16 protein-coding genes are annotated in these 15,215 nt (G+C 65.5%); 11 read left to right on the top strand and 5 right to left on the bottom strand.

Annotated elements, in window-relative coordinates:
- The first annotated feature begins 662 nt into the window (after positions 1-662).
- Genes ACIQZN_RS25260 through ACIQZN_RS25250 form a run of 3 tightly spaced genes read left to right on the top strand, consistent with a single transcriptional unit; the run spans position 663 to position 4,296 of the window.
- Positions 663-1,880: an ABC-three component system protein gene (locus ACIQZN_RS25260; RefSeq protein ID WP_403998078.1), complete on the top strand. Its 1,218-nt coding sequence runs from the start codon at positions 663-665 to the stop codon at positions 1,878-1,880.
- Positions 1,877-2,353: a three component ABC system middle component gene (locus tag ACIQZN_RS25255; protein ID WP_403998075.1), complete on the top strand. Its 477-nt coding sequence runs from the start codon at positions 1,877-1,879 to the stop codon at positions 2,351-2,353. The genes ACIQZN_RS25260 and ACIQZN_RS25255 overlap by 4 nt, the downstream gene beginning before the upstream one ends.
- Complete coding sequence (locus ACIQZN_RS25250) at positions 2,350-4,296, top strand: DUF3732 domain-containing protein (protein ID WP_403998073.1); 1,947 nt, start codon at positions 2,350-2,352, stop codon at positions 4,294-4,296. Before ACIQZN_RS25255 ends, ACIQZN_RS25250 begins: the two co-directional genes overlap by 4 nt.
- A gap of 287 nt (positions 4,297-4,583) precedes the next feature.
- Here ACIQZN_RS25250 and ACIQZN_RS25245 read toward each other — a convergent pair whose 3' ends face one another.
- Positions 4,584-5,306, bottom strand: a complete 723-nt coding sequence (locus ACIQZN_RS25245) for an HNH endonuclease family protein (protein WP_403998129.1) — start codon at positions 5,304-5,306, stop codon at positions 4,584-4,586.
- A gap of 598 nt (positions 5,307-5,904) precedes the next feature.
- Between ACIQZN_RS25245 and ACIQZN_RS25240 the strand changes: the two genes are divergently transcribed.
- The 3 genes from ACIQZN_RS25240 to ACIQZN_RS25230 all read left to right on the top strand — a co-directional run bounded on the left by ACIQZN_RS25240 (position 5,905) and on the right by ACIQZN_RS25230 (position 8,358).
- On the top strand, positions 5,905-6,366 hold the full coding sequence (locus ACIQZN_RS25240; RefSeq protein WP_403998070.1) for a hypothetical protein: 462 nt from the start codon (positions 5,905-5,907) through the stop codon (positions 6,364-6,366).
- 210 nt (positions 6,367-6,576) lie between these two features.
- Complete coding sequence (locus tag ACIQZN_RS25235) at positions 6,577-7,212, top strand: hypothetical protein (RefSeq protein WP_403998067.1); 636 nt, start codon at positions 6,577-6,579, stop codon at positions 7,210-7,212.
- A gap of 39 nt (positions 7,213-7,251) precedes the next feature.
- The gene (locus tag ACIQZN_RS25230; protein WP_403998064.1) at positions 7,252-8,358 is read left to right on the top strand and encodes a helix-turn-helix domain-containing protein; all 1,107 of its coding nucleotides are present in this window, start codon (positions 7,252-7,254) and stop codon (positions 8,356-8,358) included.
- A 17-nt stretch (positions 8,359-8,375) separates the two neighbouring features.
- Here the strand turns inward: ACIQZN_RS25230 and ACIQZN_RS25225 are convergent, their stop codons facing one another.
- Positions 8,376-8,789 carry an ATP-binding protein gene (locus tag ACIQZN_RS25225; protein WP_403998061.1) on the bottom strand — a complete coding sequence of 138 codons (414 nt, stop codon included), beginning with the start codon at positions 8,787-8,789 and terminating at the stop codon, positions 8,376-8,378.
- 72 nt (positions 8,790-8,861) lie between these two features.
- Positions 8,862-9,629 carry a transposase gene (locus ACIQZN_RS25220; RefSeq protein ID WP_403998059.1) on the bottom strand — a complete coding sequence of 256 codons (768 nt, stop codon included), beginning with the start codon at positions 9,627-9,629 and terminating at the stop codon, positions 8,862-8,864.
- A 94-nt stretch (positions 9,630-9,723) separates the two neighbouring features.
- Here ACIQZN_RS25220 and ACIQZN_RS25215 point away from each other — a divergent pair, with 94 nt between their 5' ends.
- A complete protein-coding gene (locus ACIQZN_RS25215) occupies positions 9,724-10,104 on the top strand; it encodes a DUF6221 family protein (RefSeq protein WP_403998056.1) in 381 nt (126 codons plus the stop codon).
- A gap of 108 nt (positions 10,105-10,212) precedes the next feature.
- Positions 10,213-10,623 (top strand): hypothetical protein, encoded by a 411-nt coding sequence (locus ACIQZN_RS25210; protein WP_403998053.1) that lies wholly within the window; start codon positions 10,213-10,215, stop codon positions 10,621-10,623.
- Here the strand turns inward: ACIQZN_RS25210 and ACIQZN_RS25205 are convergent.
- Together ACIQZN_RS25205 and ACIQZN_RS25200 are read right to left on the bottom strand one after the other, a co-directional pair.
- Entirely contained in the window at positions 10,579-11,013 is a 435-nt protein-coding gene (locus tag ACIQZN_RS25205; protein WP_403998050.1) for a hypothetical protein, read from the bottom strand. The two genes, ACIQZN_RS25210 and ACIQZN_RS25205, sit on opposite strands and share 45 nt — an antisense overlap.
- A gap of 184 nt (positions 11,014-11,197) precedes the next feature.
- A complete protein-coding gene (locus ACIQZN_RS25200) occupies positions 11,198-13,813 on the bottom strand; it encodes a DEAD/DEAH box helicase (RefSeq protein ID WP_403998047.1) in 2,616 nt (871 codons plus the stop codon).
- 211 nt (positions 13,814-14,024) lie between these two features.
- On the opposite strand from ACIQZN_RS25200, the gene ACIQZN_RS25195 reads away from it, so the two are divergent.
- The 3 genes from ACIQZN_RS25195 (at position 14,025) to ACIQZN_RS25185 (ending at position 15,215) form a co-directional block, all read left to right on the top strand.
- Entirely contained in the window at positions 14,025-14,258 is a 234-nt protein-coding gene (locus ACIQZN_RS25195; RefSeq protein WP_403998044.1) for an HNH endonuclease, read from the top strand.
- Entirely contained in the window at positions 14,201-14,632 is a 432-nt protein-coding gene (locus ACIQZN_RS25190) for a hypothetical protein (protein ID WP_403998041.1), read from the top strand. The genes ACIQZN_RS25195 and ACIQZN_RS25190 overlap by 58 nt, the downstream gene beginning before the upstream one ends.
- A gap of 205 nt (positions 14,633-14,837) precedes the next feature.
- Positions 14,838-15,215, top strand: a complete 378-nt coding sequence (locus ACIQZN_RS25185) for a trypco2 family protein (RefSeq protein ID WP_403998038.1) — start codon at positions 14,838-14,840, stop codon at positions 15,213-15,215.

The following is a 15,215-nucleotide window of genomic DNA, read 5'->3' as shown; positions in this document are numbered from 1 at the left end:
GCAAACGCCAGACCTGGCAAGGCAGCATCGCGCTGCGTTCATGACCACAGCGAGATTCTGCGCTCAACGTCCTGAGCGATCTGGACCTCGCGCGTCGGATGGTCTCTCCAAGTGCCAGCCCTTAGCAATGCGCCTGAGTGCTTCTGGGCGATCACCCCACTCCGCGTTCGGTCACGCCCCCGCCGTTTCATCCCCAGCTCACCCACACCCCACCCCGAGAGCCCAGACCTTCGTCTCAGCTTTAGCAAGGCCGAATAGTTGACGCACGAACCGTGAGGGCAAGGTCAACCTCGGCTCGAGGCGCTCGGTCGCGCTCGTGACCCCGGATGAAGTCGCCGATCGGCGCGCGAACGCCGCCGACCGTCTCGGCCCAGCCGTTCCGCGGGGCCACCGCCTATTTCGGCCTCGGGTCGTAAGGACGGCTGCGGGCTGTAAGTCCACGGATCTTCGTCGTTACCGACAGGGCTTTGAACTCGGTCTGAATTGTCCGCGGCGTGGTCGACTCCCGGCGACCCGCTCGCGGCCTACCGAGGACGGTCACGAGCAACCCCCGATACGACGTACCGGTTCCGTCAGGAAGGCACGCTCGCTGCGAGTGATCCCTTTGGCGGATCAGTCCTCTCATGAAATGATCGCCGGACCGGTCTGGCTCTGGGGGTGTGATGGCAGACGGAGGTGAACAGTACGAGGCGTCAGCGTCGGCTCTGGGTTACCTTTTCCAGTTCGCTACAGCTCTGCACCTGTGCATCGAGCAGTGGATGAACGCAGGCCCAGACTGGAGCATTGCGGTCGAGGCCGCCGACGATATTGAGCAGCACGTGGGCTCCATGACAGACCTGCTTCAGCTCAAGCAGCGTGCTGTTGGCGTGCGCTTGACCAACACCTCCAAGGATCTCTGGAAGACACTGCGGATCTGGGCGGAGGCCGCTGCAGCAGGGCGGATCGACCTGAACAACACGAATCTCTACCTGCTCACCACAGCAGAACTGCCCGAGGGCAGCGTGGGATGTCTTCTCCAGCACCGCGTCACGCGGAATCGCGACGAGGGCCTGGCCCTGACGCTTCTCTGCGATGCGGCAAAGGCCTCAAAGACCACGAGTACGGAGCTGCGAAAGTCCTTCGCCGCTCTGACCGGGCTGGCCAAACCGCAGCAGACTGCTCTGCTCGCACGGATTCAGGTCGTCGGGGGTACAGGGGACATCTCCGATGTCCGCACCTCCATGCTGCGGTTGGCTGCGGTAGCTGCCGGCCACAGTGCCGCCCAGTCCTTCCTGCAAAGGCTGGAGGGCTGGTTCTACGACCGTGTGATCGAGCAGATGCGGACTCCTGGCGGCAGCCCGGTGACTGGCGTCGAGTTCGACGAGTTCTTCACCGGCCTGCAACGACAGTTTCACTACGACAACCTGCCGATCGACCGCGACATCGTCGGCATGTCCGGCGATCTTGGGGAACAGGCGGACAAGGTCTTCGTCCAGCAGCTTGGGCTGATCGGGGTCGGCTCCACACGCATCGGCTACGCCGTCCGGGACTATGTCCGCGCCTTCGCCCAGCGCTCTCGGTGGCTGAACGAAAGCCTCCTGCGCGCTGGCGAGATCGGTGAGTACGAACGCCGGCTGGTGGAGGAGTGGGAGTCCCGCTTCGCGTTGATGGAAGAGGAGTTGGGCCCGGAGGCCACCGAGGAAAAGATGAAGGCCGAAGCCAGGCTGATCTACCGGTGGGTCGACACCGAGGCCCGTTTCCAGATCCGTGATGGCTGTGATGAGGTATTTGTGACCAAGGGCTCCTACCACATGCTCGCCGACGAGCGCAGAGTCGGATGGCACCCGGACTTTGCGGCCCGGCTGATGCAGCTTCTCGAGCCTGCCGAGGCCCACGGATGAACCTGAGCCGCGAGGAGCGTGCCCTGTACAACCCCGCCTTCACCGGGCTGCTCTGCACCCGCGCCGTCCAGGGATACGCGCAGCAATACGGTGGCCCTTGCCCCCTGCATCTAGCCGTGACGGCCGGGATCATGGCCCTGCAGCCCCCGATCAGGGCAAAGCTGCCCCCCACGATGAAGTCCGGCCTGATGAAGTGGCTCGACATGCACGAGAGTGTCCGCATCGCGATGACCAGGAACGCTGCCTCACTGTCCGCCGTGGTACGCCCCGGAGTGCTCTTCGCACTTCAGACCAGCGCACTGCGCACTTCGGACGGAGGACTTGTCCTGGCGGCAGGCCCCACGACACTAGAGATCACAGGAACCACCGAACAAACCATCGCGGCCCAGAGGGCAGCCCTGTTCCTCGGACGCTGGCTGCCCAGCACGGGCAGCCTCATCACTGTCCTGACCCTCCTCGGAGTCAAACCGTGACGTTCCAGATTCAAGCGGTCACCATCTACGGCAAGCAACCTGGCCAGATGAACATTGTCCCCTTCAAGACAGGGGCCCTGAACATCGTCACGGGCGACTCCCGGCGAGGCAAAAGCGCACTGCTGACGATCATCGACTACTGCCTTGCCAGCTCTGATTACCCAGTCAAAGCCGGCAAGGTCCGCGACTATGTCAGCGCCTATGCCATCACCCTGTTCAAGCCCGGTCAGCAACTCTTCGTCGCACGCCGTGCTCCGGAGGGCAAGGCCGTCAGCACCGTCATGTGTGTACTCGCCCAAGCCCCTGATGCTCCTCCCCCTGCCCTGGAAGACCTTCGCTTCTCAACGCCCGGTGACGTTGCCCGCGGCCTCCTCAGCGAGTTCTGCGGCATCGACAACACTGTCCGTGTTCCGGCCGTCGGCAAGAACACGCTCATCGCCCCTTCTGTGCGCCACGCTCTCTTCTTCTGTTTCCAGGCCCAGAATGAAGTCGCCAACCCTGACGTTCTCTTCCACTCTCAGGGCGAGGACTGGAAGCCGAACACCATCCGGGGAGTCATCCCGTACTTTCTCGGCGCAGTGGACCGCGACCAGGCGCTGCTTCAGAACGAACTCCGCAATCTGCGCCGCGACTTGGCGGACAACGAAGCCGTGGTCGCCATCTCGGCAGATCTCACGCCGGCCAGCGGTCAGGCTCAGGCGCTGCTGACTGAGGCAGTCGAAGCTGGCCTCCTGCCACCACAGACCGGTGCACTGACAGCAGACGTCGTCCTCCAGCGCCTGCGCAACGCCATGGCCCATGGCTCTCCGCAGCACGGTTTGGCGGACGATGATCCCCTCGCGGCCCTCAACTCCCGCCGGACCGAACTGCGCCGGCTTTTCGCACAGACCCGGGCCCAGATCGCCGACCTGAAGGTGGAACTGGCCGAGAACACCGACTTCAACGACCAAGCCGTCGAACAGCGCGCTCGCCTCACCTCTCTAGGGCTCATCAACCAAGATGCAGAAACCTCCGGGCAGGACCGCTGCCCGGTGTGCGACAGCCGTGTCCCCTCCGCCAACGCCACCATCGCCGATCTCAGGCGCGACGTCGCCTACCTCGACGGCGATCTCCGGGCAATCGGCAGCGACACTCCCGCCATTCAGCGCCTGCTCGCCGACCACGAAACTCGATTGCAAAAACTCCGCTCCGAGCTGGCGCGGAACCAGGACGAGACCCGCGAACTCACCACCGCGATGCGTGCCATCCAGCAGGAGCCGGACGATCTGCGCCGATCGGCCATCGTCCAGGGGCGCATCAGTCTCTACCTCGACACGGCCGCCCAGCATGCCGCCGCGCCACGGGTCCTGGACCGCCGTGAGGAGCTGCGCGAGCAGATTGCGGAGCTCGAGGAGCAGCTGAGCGGTAGCACTCAGGACGAGCGTCTCACCAGTTTCTTGTCTTTGATCAACCAGGGGATCAAGGAGAAGGCCAGGGCACTCGACCTCGATTTCTCCGACTCACCCATTCGCCTCGACACCAACCGCCTGACGGTGATCGCCGACACTCTCGATGGCCCGGTCCAGCTGAAGAACATGGGCAGCGCTGAGAACCATCTCGGTTACCACGTCTCCACCCTTCTCAGCCTCCACGAGTGGTTCACCAAGCACAGCGGTCCTGTTCCCCGAGTGCTGATCCTCGACCAGCCTTCACAGGTCTACTTCCCCGCTGAGCCGACTGACGAGGAGGACCTGCAGACCAACGACCGCACGCATCTGCTGAACATCTTCAAAGCCATCCACCACACACTGGAGCAGCTCGCCGGCAGGATGCAGATCATCGTTATGGAGCACGCCGACCTTGACGATCCCGCCTTCAGCGACCACGTCGTCCAGCGCTGGCGCTACGGGAACGACTCGGGCCTCGTGCCCTCCTCATGGATGGCCCCTGAAAACGACTCCTGACGGCCGGCCACCCAACGTGGCTCGCAGGCGGAGTCGTTCTGCCGAGGAGCGGCCCGCCGCTGGCAATTGCCTACCAACGGGGCGCATTGAAATTCCGCCACTACACAAAGGGTCAAGGACAAAGGCGATCGGAGGCCCCCCGCGGCGAGACCGAACTCCGTCGGCGCCGAAAGTGACGATCCCACCTGCGGCGGCCATCTTGAAGCTGCTGACCACGCGTGCAGTTACAGCCAGGCCTCGTGGCCCGGGCCATAGCAACGGCTTATGGCCCGGGCTGGGAGCCGGGCCTAATGTGCGGGCTCGTAGACGACCGTGGTGCCGGGGCAGTCTTCCGCCAGACCGAGCAGCGCCTCATGTTCGGCCTCGTCGGCGGTCAGGGCCCAGCGGAGCTTGGTAGCCACCCACTCGGCTGTGTACTGGCAGTGGTAGCCACCGGCCGGGGGCATCCACTGGGCCGGGTCCTTATCCGATTTACTGCGGTTCGACTTGGCAGTGACCGCGATCAGCGTCAGGGGTGACGCCTGGTCGTTCGCGTACGCCTCGCGGCGGGAAGCGTCCCATGCGTACCCACCGGAGTCGTGGACCTCGGCGAGAGGAACCATATGGTCCACATCCAGACCACCTGCGGCGGTCACGGTGACCCCGTCGTACGGGCTCAGCCATGAGCCACCGGTGAGCTTGCACCCAGCCCCGACCTCGGGCGCTTCGACGGCCTCGGAGAGGATGACCTCGCGGCGGGTGTCGCAGCCATCCTCAGCATTCAGGCCACGGTTCCAGTGCTTGTACAAGTCCCGCTTGTACCCGTCACGCTGTTCCACGGCGACGGGAATCTGGTCAATCGCCTCGAACAGCGACAGCGGTGCGAGGGCCACGGGTCCGCCGGCGAGAGGCCGCTCCGACATGCGAGAGGTGACGGGCAGCTCGCCTCCAGGGACCGTTGCCTCCGCGGGAAGCGTTCCGACGAGCAGTGGCAGGGCAGCGAAGGTGAACGCGGGCAGGCCGCGCCTCATCAGGTTCTTGATCACGCCCCGTCTTGTACCCGTCCCCTGCACGCGGGCGGAAGGCTCCTGGGGCGAACTTCACCCGCTCGGCCGCGCCGATTCACCGAAGAAACGATCACTACCCGGTCGGCGCCGGTCAGCACCCAGAACTCTCCGACACGCCTGGAAATAAGCGGCCCAAGGGTTCCGCTCGTACTGCCTCTAGCCGACATCGTGAAAGGTGGGCGACGCAGCAAAGCCGGTCGAACATCCCAGACCATCCGAGGTCAGAGGGTGCGGCTACGAACTCCCTGCGACGCGGGGCCCGACCGGGCGGCTACAGACCGATGAGGCCAGGAGTGCCTGGAAGTTGGAGGAGAGCAGACATCTGCGGGCACGAGACAGTGAGCGGATCCGGCAAGCCGATCAGCATGCAAAATGCACGCTCGCGACCAGACACACCGAAGGGCCCGTGTCCGTCACCTCATCCGTCGAGCAGCCCAGATTCACGGCGCAACGAAGCCGTAGGCGCGCGACGGCATAAGCGGTCTACTACCGCCAGGGGCGACCAGTCACCACACCACCTTCCCTTCTTGCTATTTTAATAGCAAGAAGGGAAGGTGGTGTGGTGACCATCCAGCACGTCCCAGACGCACAACAGGATCGGCGAGCACTTCTGCTGCTCATCAACGACGACCGGCAGCTACTGCTGTGCGGCAGTTGCTGCGACACCTGGACCATCCCGTCGATCCATACCGGAACGGGCGTCGAACCCGCCGCCCAGGCACGGCAGCACCTCGCTCGCACCTTCGGAATCAGCAACCCACAACTTGCGGAGGTCCGAGGGGTCCACACCTCCGGCAGTGATCAAACCTGGGAGTACGAGAGGATCACGGAGACCCACCTCCTGATCTACCGGATCACCAACGAGGACGCCCGCTCGGCCTGCGACCGCGAAGGCGGTTACTCCCTATGGGCACTGGAGAAGCTCCGCCACCGACGACGACAGGTGTCCCCTCAAGGCGTAATCACCTTCCTGGCCGGATTCCTGGAGGGGTGGCTGCCCGACGGCCGCCACACGCTCCACTGACCCGCTCCCGGCAGTGCCTCGACCCGCATAGGCGGCCGCGACCAACGTCGCCCCCGACGCCATCCATAAACCCCTGCCGCATGCAGCACAGTTGACGAGCGCTCAACATCAGATGACAAAATAGAACTGATGTGCGAGAATCGGTGCGGGTTTCAAGAATTCGACCTCGAATGAGGTAGGATTTTTGAAACTCATCTGCTTGGAGGGGACTTGCAGCACCTGGATCCGCGGCAGTGCGACGAGCGCTTAGTTGAGCTCGACTTCTCGAAGGACCTTTTCCACCTGGCCCTGGACCTGGCGGCGGAGGACGTGCGTAGCTGCACGGACATGGACGCTCCATCCATGAAGGGAACAATGTTCTGGAGCCGAACCAACCGGTATATGGCCGAGCAGTTGACGCCACTGGGCTGGGAATACACGACCCGGGACAGCATCCTGCGGACGATGCACCCGGACCGGACCCATGTGGTCACCGCGATCAGCGCGGCCGGCGGGGTCGGCGATCTCGACGCCAGGGTGCGGTCGAGGAACCCCAAGGGTCCGAAGATGGCGCGGTTGGTCGAGAACAACGGCCAGTTCGTCCTGATGACGCGCGACGAGGCGCGCTGGGGTCGGGAGCTCGACGAAATGCCTACGTGGTGCCTGTTGTACAAGCGGGACAACGAAGGCATCTCCGCGGAGCTGTCACTGCCCGTGAAGATGAACGGCGCGTACGTTGACGAGTGGATCGAGCGGATTCCGCTGGAGCTTCCCGACCTGGGCGACCCCGGGTTCGACGTGGCCCTGTTGGACGACCCCGGTGACGGGGACAACCCGCAGGTCATGGTGGAGTACCTGGGAGGCTGACGTACAAGGCAAGATGGCGAAGAAAGTGGGATGAGGCACGTGTTCACCCCGGAGCGGCTGGTGCTGGCGCGGCAGCGGCGGCGCATGACGCTGGCGGCGCTGGCTAAGAAGTCGGGTGTCTCGGCTCAGAGCATCACGGCGTTCGAGAACAGCCGCAAGCCGCCCTCGGACGACAGTCTCGCTTCCCTCGCCGACGCGCTTGGCTACCCACTGCCCTTCTTCTCCCGACCGGCGCCCGCGGAGCTGACTCCCGATGCTGTCAGCTTCCGGGCCCCCTCGAAGATGACGGCGCTCGAACGGGACAGTGCGCTGAGTTCGGGGGCGATCGCGGCCGACCTGAACACGTGGCTGGAGGAACGTTTCAAGCTGCCGAAGCCGAACCTTCCGACGTTCCCTCACCGGTCTCCGAGTGAAGCCGCGGCTCAGGTCCGCGCGGCTTGGGGGCTGGGCGAAGCACCGGTGCCGAACATGGTGCACCTGCTGGAGTCGAATGGGGTCCGGGTGTTCTCGCTCGCGCCCGACTGCCTGGACGCAGATGCGTTCTCCACTATCAAGGCCACGACCCCGTTCGTGTTCCTGAACACGCGCAAGACCGGGCAGCGGGGGCGCTTTGACGCAGCCCACGAGCTCGGGCATCTCGTTCTGCACTGCCAGCACCGCATTCCGCGCGGACCGGCCACGGAGTCGGAGGCGGACGAGTTCGCCTCGGCCTTCCTGATGCCGCAGGCCGGAATCCTCGCCCAGCAGCTGCACAACGCCTCAGTCGAACGGATCCTGAGCGCCAAGCGGAAGTGGGGAGTGTCTGCCATGGCGCTGACCTACCGGCTGCGCAAGCTCAACCTGCTGTCGGAGTGGCGGTACACGCAGGCCGCCAAGGAACTGTCCCGGCGTGGTTACCGGCGAGGGGAGCCCGATGCCAAGGAGATGGCCCGGGAGTCAAGTCAGCTTCTCGCCAAGGTCTTCCAGGTCCTGCGTGGTCAACGCATCTTCCCGCAAGACGTTGCCGCAGACCTGGATATCTCACCGGCCGAGCTAAACGAATACGTCTTCGGCCTCGTTCCGGTGACCGCCGTGGTCGGAACCGGCGGCGCCGGCCGCAGCACAGAACAGGCCGCGCGGCCGGCGCTACGCCTCATCCCCAGCTGACGCGGCACGTCGGGTGCTCACCAGGCTGTCGGCACTCTCGCCCAGACCGTCTTGGTGCCGCTCGGTGACTGCGACCACCCCCAGTGCGAGCTGAGCCGGTCCACCATATGCAGACCTCGCCCACTGGTGCCCAAGGGGGCAGGTGAGCGCAGAACCGGTGCCGCGGGGCTGCTGTCGGTCACAGCGCAGACCACCGCCTCATCCCTGCGCACCAGACTGAGCCACGCAAGGCCCGGCTGATGCGCCCGGGCGTCCAGGTGCAGCGCGTGCTGGACCGCGTTGGCGGCGAGTTCCCAGGCCACGGCCACGACGGTCTCCCCGGCTGCGGCCGCGCCCCATTGATCCATGACCGTGCGGGTGAACGCCCGCACACGCACACCCGAGCCTTCTTCGGTGCTCAGGCCCTTCGCCGCAAACCGCGCGGCGCTCACCCCTAAAGGCTGTCCCGTAAACGATCTCCCCGGCTGGTCGGGACGTGCTCGGTTCAGGGAAGGCGGGCTGAGCTACCCAGTGAGAGTGAGGTTATGCAGGCGGGCGATGCCGAGCATGGCGTGATGGACGCCGTTGCCGCGGAGACGGCAGTCGCGCAGGATCTTGTAGGTCTTCATGCGCGCGAAGGCGTGCTCGACACGGGCCCGGACTTGCTTGTGGGACTTGTTGTGGTCCTGTTTCCATGCGGGCAGTTCCTCGCCCTTGCGGCGGCGGTGCGGCATCACCAGCCCGGTGCCCGGGTAGCCGCCGTCGGCGATGGTCGTGGTGCTGCCCACGGCGGCTTCGGCACCGGACTCCGCCCAGGCCACGCAGTCGTTGCGGTTACCCGCCAGCGGTCGGCCGACCACCACGACCAGGCGAGTGTCAGCGTCAATGACGACCTGGTGGTTGGTGGAGTAGCGGTAGTTCTTCGACTGCTCTGCGACCTTACGATCGCGGGTGGGCACCAAGGTGCCGTCCACGATCAGCACAGCGTCCCTCGCGAACCGCCGGCGGGGCTGCAGAGCGAGTTTCGGCCCGAGGTGGTCGATTACCCGTCCCGCCGCCGACTTCGACACCCCAAACAGCGGGGCCAGTTGCCGCATGGTGAGGTTGGTCCGCCAGTACGCCGTGACCAGCAGCACCCGGTTCTCCAGCGACAGCTTCCACGGTCGGCCCCGGCCGACGGCATCGGCATCTGCCTCCCGCAACTGAGTCACCAACTTGCCGAAGATGCGGGGGCTCAGCCCGGTGAACGGGGCTATCCAAGACGGCTCCGACGCCGTGATCACACCAGCCACAGCAAGATCATTCCACTGTCGACCTGTCAGCCGGGCCCTGCCCGCAGCATGGAAATCAGGCGACCGGGCCTGGCGCGTCATCCAAGATGACCCCATGAATCAAGACCTGGTGACGTTCCTCCGCACACGGCTGGATGAAGAGGCCGACCTGGCCCGACGCTGCAACGGTGACGGCTGCGAGGAGTGGACCGCTCACGGGCACACGGTCGACTTCTGCCAAGGAGAACTCTCCGGCTTCCATCCCACGATCGCCCTACACGTCGCGCTGCACGACCCCGTTCGCGTCCTGCGGGAGGTGGAGGCCAAACGACGCGTGCTCGGCCGCCATGTCCTCAGCCCTGCCATGGGCGACCCCGAACTACCGTGGGACAACCGCGACGACTGTCAGTACGACGGCGAGACCTGGCCATGCGATGACCTGCTTGACCTCGCGTCAACTTACGCCGATCACCCTCACTACCCCCGACACCCATGAGGCGGAGATCGTTTACGGGACAGCCTTTAGTAGTGGTTCGTCCCGGATCGTTGTCCGGACAACTCGTTATGGTCGTCTCCTGTTGGGCCTGGGCGGGAGTGATGGTGAATGAGCGAGTCGGATACCTCCGGGCGCGGGCTGGCCGTGCGGAACTCCGTGTCGCTGGGTGTGTTCCTCGCGGTTGCGGCGGATGCCAAGGTGACGTTCACTGTGGTCGAGCTGGCCGGCCGCGGCGTCACAGCAGGTGCGGCTGCGACTCGCTGGGTGCTTGAGGTGGGTAAGCCATCGCTGGACGGGTTCACTCTGGCGGACAAGCTGATCGAGCTCGGAGGGTGGGAGGACCAGCTCGTTGGCCTGTGGCAGGAGTACGGACGAGGCGAGGTCACGATGGTGGACTTCCAGGCCCGGCTGGCGGAGATCGTCCATGCCATGGAGATATGGCCGACCCGTCATGAGGGGATGGTGGAGGACTTCTCAAGCCGCCTTAGCCGGGTAGTCGGTCCAGGTGCGGATGGGTGACTCGATGGCGAAGCCGGTCTTCGGTGCGGCGCGTGCGTTGCGCCAGCGGCTGCAGGAGGCGATGGCCGCGTTCTGCTCGCCGTGACTGCGACGGTCGGTGCCGTTGAGCGCGAAATTCCGCAACGCCGCGAACTCGGACTCGATCCAGTTCGGCCATGAACCGTAGGTGGGCAGGAAGACGAGTTCGACCTCGTTCGCCGTCGCCCGGGCCCGGACGTTCGGGTGCTTGTGCGGGGGAGAAGCTGTCCAGCACGATGTAGAGCTTCTCGCCTGGCCAGCGGCTGCGCAGGACCTTGAGTAAGCCGAGGAACTCATGCCACCGCTTGCGGTGGCGGACCGGTAGTAGATCTTGCCGGTGGCCAGGTCGAGGGCGGCGAGCAGCGGCTTCATGTGAGGACGGAGCCGGTCTCTGCTGGCGACGAAACAAAGCCGGCGGCACAGGCAGACGGAGAGCCTAGCTCCGCGCCCGTGAGGCCTCCCCCGCTGCCGCGCGGGGCGTCGAACCCACACCGGATGGAAGATCACGGGGACGGTGTCTCGTACCCGTCCGTCCCGCTCCATCCAAAGTGGTGGGCTACTGCGCAGGCGACCGCCACAGCGGCTGGCGGCGCAACGTGGGCAGCCATTGGGACGGCAGCGCCTGGTGTTCACGGAACACTGCCGCGAGGTCGGAAACGCTCATGGCCGACGGATTGCGGGCCCGTGCGTCCTGCCACGCACGGGTGAGCGTGTCAAAAAGGTCAAGAACTTCAGGGGGCCGCACCCAATAGACATTCTCCTCGGCGACGTTGTACGTCCCCTCGTTCACCTTCGGCTTCGGGGAGACGAGGACGCAAATGGAGTCGCCGGGCGCCACGGCGCCCTCCGCCTTCTCTGTCGTTCGCCGGTGGCCGCCGGCCTGCCGCGCTTGCTCGGCTCCGATCTCGCCGGTTTCCGTAGCCTGGTTCTTCGCTTCCCAGATCACCCATCGGGCGTCGCCGAAGATCCAGACGGCGTCTGGCTTGGCGGCTCTGCCGTCGCGTGAGTCTCCGTAGCTCTTGGTCGCCCCTGCCAGGCGCCCGAGGTGGACGAGACCGTCTTCGTATGGGTCGGGATCCGACTGCTGGAGTCCTGCCCGGGTCTCCATGACGGCTTGGAACGCTTCAGGGTTCCACAGGTCCTTCGCCGCCAGGATGGCGTTCATGGCTGTCTCGTCGGTGGGCTCGAGTTCTTCGACCGCAGTGGTGGAAGGTGCGGCAACGGGGGCGACGCGGTCGAACCACGTCGTGCCGAGGCTGTTGCGCCGAGCTTCTCGGAAGTAGTTGGCTGCGGCCTGGCGAAGTTGCGGCTCGCTCGAGACTTCGGCCAGACGGTGGGCGACGCAAAAGCCCAGGTAGCTCCATAGGGAGCTGTACCTCTTCGGTGTCTGGGCATTGCGCAGCTGATCCGTCACTGTCTTGATCGCGGTGAGTGCGAACTGATGATCCTTGGACCACAGGGCGTTCGCGGCAGCGACCTCGCTTCGCACGGCCTTTTGGAGAGCTGCGGCGCCGGGCCCGTCCTGCCGGTCGTAGGTTTCCCGATGCCTGACGATGTCCTCTTCCACCTCCTCCCATTCAGAGTCCTGAGCGTTGAAGATGGCCAGGTTCCCCCATAGGTCCTCAGAGGATTGGTCAAGCGACGCATCCACGCCGATCTCCAGCTCGGCATGGATTTCGGGGTGCATCGATGCCTGAATGTCCCGTCGGGCCAGATAGGAGGTCAGATCCCGGCCTAGGACTAGAACAGCAGCATGATCACGAAGGTTGCGCGTCGCCCGGCCGGCGCCCTGCTGGATGCGAGCGCGGATACGTTCGCGAAGTACTTCGTCGGCGCCTACGAAGTCATGGAGGAAGCGCTCCTGGAGATCACCATTGGCTGGAAGGCCCGCGAACACGACCAGGTGGCAGTCCTCGTCCGGAAGGTCGACGCCGTCGTAACGGTTGGTCAGAACCAGGGCTGCGGAGGGTTCCGAGGTGAAGACGGAAAGGTCATCCTCGACCTCTGGGGCGGTGAAGGTCAGGAAGTCCTCCGGGAGGAACCGTTCGCAGAACCTGTCGGCCACGCGGGTCTCCGGAGTGAGCACCACCACGCGCCCCGCCTGCTCGATGACGCGGCGCACGAAAGGTGCCACCGCCTTCGGGTTCGAGGCGAGGTCTCGGGTCAGTTCTGGAAAGAGGAAGAACCGTCGCCCGGTCCCTTCCTTGTCCCAACCTGCAGGGACAGGAATGCGGTGGATCTTGGACCGGCCGAAGGCCCGCTCCAATTCGCCGCCGGCCCCCAGGGTGGCGCTCATATAGATGCGCTGCTGGGGACTGTTGAACGCGCTGTGCTGAAACGTCGGGGCGATCAGCGGGCGGATGAGGATCTCGCGGTAGGACACGTACGCCAGGCAGTCCGCCACATGGGTTTCGAGGAACTTCCAGACATGGACGGCATCGTCGCTGATCTTGCCCTGGGCAACGGCTTCCCGGATGACCGCCTCCACGTGGCCGGCATGGGCAGTCACGACCGCGGGAGAGGCCAAGTAGATCCCGGCGAGGTACTGGCTCCCGGGATTGTCCGACCTCAGATGCGGCAGCAGTAGAGGGTCCAGGGCGGGGCTCAGCGCGGCGAGCAGGTCCTTGTAAGCAGCCTCGTGTGTGCGCCGGCTGAACCGAAGGCTCCAGGGCTTGGAGACGTATCCCTCGGCGGCATGCGCGTCGTCCAGGATCAGAGCATCCGCCGTGTCGATCCGAGGCCGTGAGTTGAACACGTGGCTGTAGGTGCTGACGGCAACCGACGCCCCGGCCTGATAGCGCGCCACATCGGCCTGGTCCCAGTGACGCGAGGGGCCAATGAGGAGGGACGGGGGAATCCCGTAGTCGTCCAGCTTCCTCGCCGTCTGCACGGCAAGTTGCCGAGTGGGGCATAGATAGGCAACCCGATGCCCTTCCGCCCGGCGTAGATACTCAGCGATCAGACCCCCGACGAGGGTCTTGCCCGCGCCGGTCGGAAGCTCAAGCGCGACATCGCTCCTGTCACGGAACTCCTTGTGCCAGTGTTCGAGCACCTTCGACTGGTGTCCCCAGACCGAGTCGGGCCCCCGGTTCCCCCGTGCCAGCAGCCGGTACAGCTGTTCCGGATCCCCCGGAACTCCGACCGGGTCTGCCTGCCTTCGCTTGAATGTCATTCCGCACTTCCCGCCCCATGATCGCCACGGTGGATCAGGCTCGTGATCCGCGCGCTCAATTCATAGCACTCGGCGTGGGATCAATCGGCGGTCGGCGATGGATCGCCGCGCGAAGGCGGTGATCACAGCTGCGTTCTGGCCCCGTTGTCAGACCCCGCCGATACCTTTTGGTCCATCAAGTTCGTTACTCCACAAGGAAGGTGGGGGTGCGATGGTCGAGCGTGACTCGCTCCGGTTCTTCAGCAAGGACCAACGCAGCATCCTGTACGACCACGCCGAGGGGCGCTGCCAGGGATGCAGCACGGCGCTCACGGACGGATGGCACGCGGACCACAAGATCCCCTGGGCCGCCGGAGGGCCTACCACCCTCGAAAACGGCCAGGCGCTGTGCGACGCCTATATCAGCAAGAAGAGGACCCGCACACCAAGAACCTCACCGACCTGATCCGCACCCCCACTGCCCGCCCCGTCGCGCAACTGGAGCAACTCCGCTCCCGGCGATGGCTGTTCTCCCCGCTGCTGCAGCGCCGCGCCCAGGCCGTGCACCTGACCACCGCGCTCTACGACGGCCTGTCGCTGGCCGAGCGCGCCGACCCCAGCCACGCTCTGCTCAAGCGAGCCGGCGATCAGGCCTACGACGAGCTCGTACACCGCCACCCCGACCTCTACCAGCGCATGCGCGCACACCTGGCACGGTTCGAGACAAGCTACGGGCCCCTGCAGATCCCCGGCTCACGCACCCAGGTGCGCGAGCAGATCTTCAAGGAACTCGACCGCACCGCCATGCGGGCCCAGACCGGGGTGCTCTCCCGGCGGTGAGCCGGTGCGATGCCGCGCCGGCCCGACGCATCGCGGCCCGGTCCGCGCTCATGCGGTCCGCCGGGCCAAAACAGCACGGGCCGAGCGGGATTGGGAGCTAGTCGAGATCATGTCGGCGCCGGGCGGTATTCGACCGACAGCGCACTTCCACGCCACCGTCGGCCGGGGCACACTGACGCAGCGAATCAATGGTTAAAGGGAATCTATGGAGTTGGGGCCGACCGAGCTGTCGGATGCGATCAAGGCGGTGCGTGATGGGCTGGCAGCGGCCCAGCGCAACGGGGCGGGCTCGCGGATCCGGTTCACGGTCAAGGACGTCGTCCTCGACCTGGGGATCGAGTTGCGGCACACCGCGTCGGCGGGCGGCGGCGTGAAAGCGTTCGTCGTCTCCACGGACGCGAAAGGGGAACGGTCACAGACCGCCACCCACCGCATGACGGTCACCCTCAGCGTCGCCCCCGACGCGGACGGGAACGACCTGGAGATCGGGGACACGGCGGGCGGCCGCGGCGGCTCCCTGGCCGGACGGGCCTGGACTAGACGCCATGCCGATGATCGGGGGATCGGGAACGGCGCACCGTAG

The sequence above is a fragment of the Streptomyces sp. NPDC097595 genome (assembly GCF_044761525.1).
Classification (GTDB): domain Bacteria; phylum Actinomycetota; class Actinomycetes; order Streptomycetales; family Streptomycetaceae; genus Streptomyces; species Streptomyces drozdowiczii_A.
This window is presented reverse-complemented; position numbering and strand designations above follow the sequence as displayed.